General features: G+C 66.2%; 9 protein-coding genes. 6 read left to right on the top strand and 3 right to left on the bottom strand.

The genetic code is table 11. The annotated features are described in order from the left end of the window. The coding region (locus QZY48_RS01410; RefSeq protein ID WP_295426731.1) for an ABC transporter substrate-binding protein at positions 1 to 381 on the bottom strand (381 nt) is incomplete at its 3' end. Positions 382 to 889: 508 nt separating this feature from the next. Between QZY48_RS01410 and QZY48_RS01405 the strand changes: the two genes are divergently transcribed. The 6 genes from QZY48_RS01405 (at position 890) to QZY48_RS01385 (ending at position 5,128) form a co-directional block, all read left to right on the top strand. Then, positions 890 to 1,384, top strand: a complete 495-nt coding sequence (locus tag QZY48_RS01405) for a DUF4118 domain-containing protein (protein ID WP_366929623.1) — start codon at positions 890 to 892, stop codon at positions 1,382 to 1,384. 2 nt (positions 1,385 to 1,386) lie between these two features. After that, the gene (locus QZY48_RS01400; protein WP_295426729.1) at positions 1,387 to 3,108 is read left to right on the top strand and encodes a histidine kinase dimerization/phospho-acceptor domain-containing protein; all 1,722 of its coding nucleotides are present in this window, start codon (positions 1,387 to 1,389) and stop codon (positions 3,106 to 3,108) included. Then, positions 3,105 to 3,326, top strand: a complete 222-nt coding sequence (locus QZY48_RS34550) for an Hpt domain-containing protein (RefSeq protein ID WP_366929622.1) — start codon at positions 3,105 to 3,107, stop codon at positions 3,324 to 3,326. Before QZY48_RS01400 ends, QZY48_RS34550 begins: the two co-directional genes overlap by 4 nt. Positions 3,327 to 3,780: 454 nt before the next feature. Beyond that, positions 3,781 to 4,101, top strand: a complete 321-nt coding sequence (locus tag QZY48_RS01395; protein WP_295426726.1) for a hypothetical protein — start codon at positions 3,781 to 3,783, stop codon at positions 4,099 to 4,101. A 122-nt stretch (positions 4,102 to 4,223) separates the two neighbouring features. Continuing rightward, positions 4,224 to 4,451 carry a hypothetical protein gene (locus QZY48_RS01390; RefSeq protein WP_295426723.1) on the top strand — a complete coding sequence of 76 codons (228 nt, stop codon included), beginning with the start codon at positions 4,224 to 4,226 and terminating at the stop codon, positions 4,449 to 4,451. A gap of 206 nt (positions 4,452 to 4,657) precedes the next feature. Continuing rightward, positions 4,658 to 5,128, top strand: coding sequence for a hypothetical protein (locus tag QZY48_RS01385; RefSeq protein ID WP_295426721.1), 471 nt, complete (start codon positions 4,658 to 4,660; stop codon positions 5,126 to 5,128). Between the two features lie 103 nt (positions 5,129 to 5,231). Here QZY48_RS01385 and QZY48_RS01380 read toward each other — a convergent pair whose 3' ends face one another. After that, on the bottom strand, positions 5,232 to 6,119 hold the full coding sequence (locus QZY48_RS01380) for a 5-bromo-4-chloroindolyl phosphate hydrolysis family protein (protein WP_295426718.1): 888 nt from the start codon (positions 6,117 to 6,119) through the stop codon (positions 5,232 to 5,234). Positions 6,120 to 6,131: 12 nt separating this feature from the next. After that, the gene (locus QZY48_RS01375) at positions 6,132 to 6,275 is read right to left on the bottom strand and encodes a hypothetical protein (RefSeq protein ID WP_295426715.1); all 144 of its coding nucleotides are present in this window, start codon (positions 6,273 to 6,275) and stop codon (positions 6,132 to 6,134) included. Positions 6,276 to 6,721: the final 446 nt, after the last annotated feature.

Here is a 6,721-nt window from a genome sequence, read left to right as displayed (position 1 = left end):
GCCCCGGTCGGCCCGGGCCACGATGGCGTGCTCACCGCTGCCGGCATAGGTGGCGATGACACGCAACGGCTTCCCGGCGAGGGCGGCGAACACGAGCGGGGTCTCGGCGACCGTGGCGACCTCGGCCTCGCCGCGCAGCATGGCCTCAAGGGCGAGCTTGCCGGTCGGCCGGCGCGGCAGGGTCACCGTCAGGCCCTCGGCGGCGAAGAACCCCTGCCGCTCGGCCACCCACAGCGGTACGCCGATAAGACTGTTGGAGACGGCGACCGTCAGGGGTTCAGGGGCGGGGGGCGCCCGGCTCAGCCAGGCGATGGCGATGAGGATCAGCGCGGCCACCACGCTTGTCGCCACGACACCGATACGTTGCTGTGCGCTGGTCATTATGGTGCTCCAAACTACGAGTGGAAACAGGGGACACCAACCTGACCACGCTTGGGGGCTGCGCTCGCGGGTTTGGCGTGGACGATCGGCACGGCCGCCTCAGGCATCAAGGCTCCGCGCCATCGCTAACCCCACCCCCGCGTCAACACTCCTGCACCGAGGGGACAACAAGTAACGATCCCCCGGCAAAGCCTGGACCTTTGGATCGCTGGCCCCGCAAAGTTGCCTAATCGCGATCGGTTAAGACCGGCAGCGACTCGGCTTCGATCCTGCGATTCTACCCGGAACCCAACCGCAGGGCGGCGCCGAAGTCGAACAGCGCGAAGCTATATCGATCGGTCGTTATCTTGAGTGCCCACTGTTTCCGTAAATCACTTTATTTAACTATTCTTATCGGCCGTTTTGCAGGCACGCCGGGCGTTGGCCTGGCCGCCCCGTGACCGTCGTCCCCGACCCGGATCTGACTCTGCCCTGCGAATCTCAACGGCAGCGGCGACACGGATAGCGGATCTTCGCTGCGCTACGTAAAATCCTGCTGCCCTTCGCCGCCTGTGGTCTGCAATGGCTGCTGTGGGGCTACATCGCCCCGTATGCCTGGCTCCTGTTTTTCCCGGCGGCCTACTTGAGCGCCTGGATCGGCGGCCTCTGGGGCGGTCTGGCGGGGACGACGATCGCCACGCTGCTGGTCTGGTATGTCTTCATGCCGCCGCGCTTCTCTTTTGCCCTGGATTCGCCAACCGCGGCCTTGCCCATCCTGTTGTTCCTGGTGATGGGCGCGTTGTTCGCGTTCTTCTTCGAGCGCCTGCATCGCGCGCAGGCACGTGGCGAAACCCGTTTCGAGGCGACCTTCGAGCAGGCCGCGGTCGGCATCGCCCTGGTGGTGCTCGACGGCAGTTGGCTGCGCGTCAACCGCAAGCTCTGCGAGATCGTGGGCTACGACCGGGACGAATTGCTGGCCCGGACCTTCCAGGAGAGCGCCTGGAGGCCCGCATTGCCGCCCTGAACATGCTGGCCCTCTCGCCGCTGCTGGACGACCAGGCACGCTGGGGCGATCTCTACCGGGAGGCCCAGGGCTTCCGCGAGAGCTTCGGCAGCCATGTGATCCTCGCCGATGTCGGCGATCCGATGCGCATGCTGTTCAGTACCCGCTTGCCCTTTGGTACCCCCTTACCGCCGCTGCCCCGACCCCAGGGCCACGCCGCCGCGCCGGCCGCGGTGGCGACGGGCAAGCCGGCGGTGGGCGACAGCTTCATCGGTCCCGTGGTGAAGGAACCCCTGGTCGCCATCGCCGTGCCGGTGCTGCGCGACGGCAAGCCCGCCTTCGTGCTGCTCACCACCATCGAAACCCGCCAGTTTCAGACCCGCCTCGACCAGTTCGTGTTGCCCGACGGCTGGGCGGTGAGCCTGCGCGACAGTCGCGGCGAGGTCATCGCCCGCCGTGCACCGCCGGGCTTCGACGCGGCGCGCGAGGTGGACTCGGCCGGGCGCTTCCAGTCCCGCTCGGCCGCCTCGCCCTGGTCCGTGACGGTGGAGATCCCGCGGGCGGTGCAACGGGCATCCCTGCTCGCGGCCGTTACCGCCTTGGGCCTGGGGCTCTTGGGTGCCACGCTGGCGGGCGTGTTCGGCGGTCTGGCGGCCAGCCGGCGGCTTGGCCGGGCGGTGGCGATGTTGACGCGCGATCCCGCGGCAGAGGACGCGCGGGCCCCGGCAATCGCCGAGATCGCCGCCGCCCGGGACCTGCTCGCCGCGACCTCGGCCGATCTGCGCGAAAGCGCGGCACGCTTTCGCCGGCTGTTCGACAGCGCGCCGGTACCCATGGGCCTGGCCGACGAGGATGGCTTGCTCGCCACCTTTGTCGATGTCACGGAGCAACGCCAGACCCAGGCGCGGCTGCGGCTCTGGGCGGAGACCTTCGACCAGGCGCAAGTGGGACTGGCGATCGCCGATGCGCGGAGCAACACCTTCGTCGCGGTCAATCCGGCCTTCGCCCGCGAGCGCAAGCGTGCCGAGCAGGCACTGATCGAGGCCCACGCCGCCGCGCTGCAACAGCAGCAGCGGGCGCGGCTCGCCCTCCTCAATCAGATGCAGGACGCCCTCGCGGCCCGCGCGCAGGCCGAGGAGGCGCTGGCCGCCCTGCGCGAGAGTGAGGCACGTATTCGCATGCTCAACAGCGACCTGGAGCGGCGGGTCGCGGCGCGTACCGCCGAGGCGACCGAGGCGCGGCTGCGCGCCGATCAGGCCAACGCGGCGAAGAGCGCCTTCCTGGCCAACATGAGCCACGAGATCCGTACGCCGATGAACGCCATCATCGGGCTGACCCATTTGCTGCGCCAGTCGGTGCTCACGCACGGGCAACGCGACCACCTGACCAAGATCAACGCGGCGGGCTATCACCTGCTGTCGATCATCAACGACATCCTCGACCTGTCCAAGATCGAGGCCAGCCGCATGCAGCTCGAGGAGACGGATTTCGCCTTGCAGGAGGTCCTCGCACACGTCGACTCCCTGATCGCCGAGGCGGCCCAGGCCAAGGGACTGACGATTGAGATCGATACCGATGCGGTGCCGCTGTGGTTGCGCGGCGATCCGACCCGCGTGCGGCAGGCGCTGCTCAACTTCGCCGGCAATGCGGCCAAGTTCACCGAGCAGGGTCGGATCGCCCTGCGCGCCTGCTGTCGCTGTTCCTCGAACATCATGCCGACGATCCGGGGCGTCTGCGTCAGTTGACCCAAGACGGAGATACCGCGGCCCTTCAGGGTGTCGCCCATGCGCTCAAAGGCGTCGCTGGAAATATTGGAGCGAGCCGTGTGCGGGTGTTGGCCGAGTCCGTGTTGGCGGCCTTGCACGGAGAAGCTCAGGATGCGAACAGCCAAGCGCTGGGGCTGGCGGATGAGTTAGAGCAATTGGTGAGACAGTTGCGTCACGCGCTGGACAGTGACGAGTAGAGCGGGTTGCAGTTGCGGCCGGTGCATTGTATCGGAGCAGTGATCGAGCGACCTACCCCGCTGCCGCGATGCGATCACACGACAAGCACTCAACCCAGGCGACCTCGCGGGCGAGCGTTCGGCGCGGCCGTGTCCCGGTGCGGCGGCGCCTATCTCCTATCGTGTCGGTAGGAAATAACGATTTCAGGTTTGCCTGGCTGGCGCCCATGCTAGGGACCGTAGGCAGGGGATGAGATTTCGGCGTGCCGATCCTCCCCGGATCGACCACTAAGCCTTTGTTCAGCTTGATGCATAGAAGAACTCTCCCAGCCGGCGCGAGCCGCCGGCTTCCATCGCACGGGTGGCATCTCAAGGCGCTGCGCGGTGATCCAGTGTCCGGCGTGGGTCAGCGAACAGACTGCCGCGCGGTGTCGGGCCTACCGTACTGAATCCATAAATTACCGAGAGCCAAGCAATGAGACCTAACACCGCTAAGACTCCGCTTTCCAGCGACAACCGGCGTTGCGCCGTGCGCCACGCGTTGCGCTATCCGGTCTTGCTGGCTGACTGCGACGCAATGACCCGCAACATCAGTGGTTCGGGCGCGTATTTCGAGACGGATCGCCGGATGGTGGTGGATCAACCAATCAGCTTTGCCCTCGTATTACCCGCCGCCGGCCCCCCCGACGCTGCCGCCAAGCCCTATGCCTGGCGCGAGGGGCGCGTCGTGGATGGGCGCGTCGTGCGGGTAGATACGGGTGAGACGGGGCAGGTGGGTGTTTGCGTCGCTTTTTAGGAACGGTTCACTAATAAGTTAAACAAGTTAATCAGGGGAATGCTTGTCGTGTCGTTGTCGTTGTCGTTGTCGTTGTCGTAATCGAGGGTATCGTCGCGCCCCGGATTCTCTCGCACGGCAAATTGCATCGCTTCTCCGATTACGACAACGACAACGATTGTGTTGTGTTTAACTTGTGCAAGTCCGCGCGCTATCGCGTCATCGGGCTCGTAACCGCCGATGCCCTGAAAGTAGTAGCGCCGGCGGTTGAATTCCTTGGCCTTGAGCAGATCGTCGTCGGTCAGGCTCGGGTGTTCGCGTTTCAGTGCCGAACTGAAGGCGGGCCAGTATCGCTCGTCCTGCCAGCGTGAATACGACATAACCCAGTAAAGATCATCCAGCATGCGGGTAATCAGCAGGTTCATGTTGCGCTGCGAGCGGGTGAGTGCGGCATCGATGGTAGCAATGGCAACCGGGCTGAGCCAGGCGATTGTTTTACCCCGTCCAGTGTTGGGTCTCCCCCGCGCAGGCCCTCGCAACGGCGGCAGGCGGGTCCGTTATGGCGTAGGATAGACCCATGAAAACCGCCGTGCTCGTCTCCCTCCTCCTGTGCTGCGGACTGCTCGCCGCCGCCCCGCTGCAGGTTGGTTCCCCACTGCCCGCCCTGACGCTGAAGGACCAGCACGATGCGCCTCAGGCCATCACCGCCGACACGCGCTATCTGATCTTCGTCGCCGAACGTGCCCCCGCGGCGCTGGCCGAGACCGCCCTCGAGGGCCAGACCACCGCCACACTGGCGAGCGCGCAAGTACGCTACGTGGCCGACCTCAGCGCCATGCCAGGGATCATCACCACGGTCATCGCGCTGCCGAAGATGCGCAAGCGGCCCTACCCGATGCTGTTGGGGCACAGTGCCGCAGAAACGGCCATGCTGCCGCGCGAGCCGGCCAAGGTGACGCTGATCCAGGCGCAGGGTGGGATCATCACGACCGTGCGGTTCATCACCGACGCCGTTACCTTACGCGCAGCACTGGGGTTCACGCCTTAGTTGCAGGAGTACAGCGGCGCTGACCACCAGCCCCGCCGGCTGAGCCGGCGCGTGCGCCGCCGGCGCGGTGACAAGGGCTTGGCCGTCAGCCGCGTCTGGTCCATCAGATGATCCCTTCGCGTTTGAGCTGTTGGGTCAGTACCTCGATTTTTACGTCCAGTTGCTCCACGTCGCTTTCCAACAGCGTCTGCTGCTGCTCCCGGAAGACGTCCTCGACCGTGATCAGCGCGTGGCGAAAGCGTTCATCGAGCTCCGGCGCGATGATTCGATTGTGGGTTTTCGCATAGTCCTCGACGACGTTCTGGACCCCGTCGAGGTAGACGTTGAGGAATTTGCGCGCCCGGCGCAGATCACGCGGGTCCTCCTCCAGTCGGTCGAGGATCGCCCTCGCAAGTCCGATGATGCGCCGCAGCCGCGCGCCCAACTCGGGCTGATGGATGTCGCGGCTCGCCTGCTCGATGGCGGCGATCGAACGATCGGCTTGTGCCAGCATGGTCAGCGCCTGTTCGCCGACGCCGGTGTGCAGGTCTCTGCCGGTGTGCAGGTCGAAGCCGTAGGTGAGATAGCAGCCGAGCAGGGCGACGAGCGCGAAGGCGGCGGCAATGGCGGGGGGGTGACTGACCCCGAGCCAGGCGGTCGTGCCGGTGGCGAGACCGATGAGTACGCTGCCCAGCGTCTTGACCGGCCACTGCCCGCCGGCGAGCCCCCCGGTGCGCAACAGTCCGCGCCGCACCAGCAGTGCGCCGCCCAAGAACAGGGCGTAGCCGATGGCGTTGCCGAGGAACGGCGCCAGTTGTCCCCGCGCCAATGATACCGCGGCGGCAACCGGAATCGGGAGCGGCACCAGGAACAGCAGCAGTCCCGCGACGGATGACGGCTGGGTGGCGCCGAAGCGGTGTCCCCATCCGTGGTTGCGTACCCGTTTCCACAGCAGCCTCAACAGGGCGGCGGTGATCAGGGCGGCAGCAGCGAGCAGCAACAGGCGCGGCATGGCGTGGCTCCGTTAGCCCGGGGCAACGACAAGGGCACGCGCGCTGTCGGCCGCGGTGGGGGATGCGCAGGAGACCAGCAGCGACTGCCAGGCCGCGACCCCGATGGCGCTGAGAATCAGCAGGATGCCGACAACCCTGCGCAGGCGCTCAGGCATGGATACAGCACTCCGGAGCAATGGTCAGGTTCATGGACGATGCTCCTGTCGCGGCGACCGCATCAGCGTTCGCAGAGGAATCGGACAATAATACACGACAAGCGGATAACGTGGCCGTGCTGCTTGCGGAACTTGTCGGCGTTCGGCGATCGGATAGTTTCAACCAGGATCAGCCGGGATGCCGGGCCTCGATCATTGTTCCGGCCGGTGGCCGCCTTCTGGAGTCCAAGGCTTCAGCCTTGGTCTTGTACATCCAAGGCTGAAGCCTTGGACTCCGGCCCGGGGCGGTCGGAACGATGCTCAAGGCCCGATGCCGGGCTCGGATGGCTTCGCGGGCGCTTGGCTAACGGTCATGGCACCCGCGCCACCCCGGAACATGAAAGTCCTCTCGGCCGCTAGCTCGATGGCCAGCGTGCGGGGCGGCGTAGTCAGGGCTTCCAGCCCTG

The organism is uncultured Thiodictyon sp. (genome assembly GCF_903828115.1).
Lineage (GTDB): Bacteria > Pseudomonadota > Gammaproteobacteria > Chromatiales > Chromatiaceae > Thiodictyon.
The sequence above is the reverse complement of the archived record's forward strand: the minus strand, read 5'-3'. Positions and strand labels throughout refer to the sequence as shown.

Excerpts from the sequence above, each read along its gene's own strand:
- QZY48_RS01380 (WP_295426718.1), bottom strand. The coding sequence starts at position 6,119 with ATGCCGCGCCTGTTGCTGCTCGCTGCTGCCGCCCTGATCACCGCCGCC.
- QZY48_RS01400 (WP_295426729.1), top strand. The coding sequence starts at position 1,387 with ATGCTGGCCCTCTCGCCGCTGCTGGACGACCAGGCACGCTGGGGCGAT.
- QZY48_RS01395 (WP_295426726.1), top strand. The coding sequence starts at position 3,781 with ATGAGACCTAACACCGCTAAGACTCCGCTTTCCAGCGACAACCGGCGT.
- QZY48_RS01385 (WP_295426721.1), top strand. The coding sequence starts at position 4,658 with ATGAAAACCGCCGTGCTCGTCTCCCTCCTCCTGTGCTGCGGACTGCTC.
- QZY48_RS01375 (WP_295426715.1), bottom strand. The coding sequence starts at position 6,275 with ATGCCTGAGCGCCTGCGCAGGGTTGTCGGCATCCTGCTGATTCTCAGC.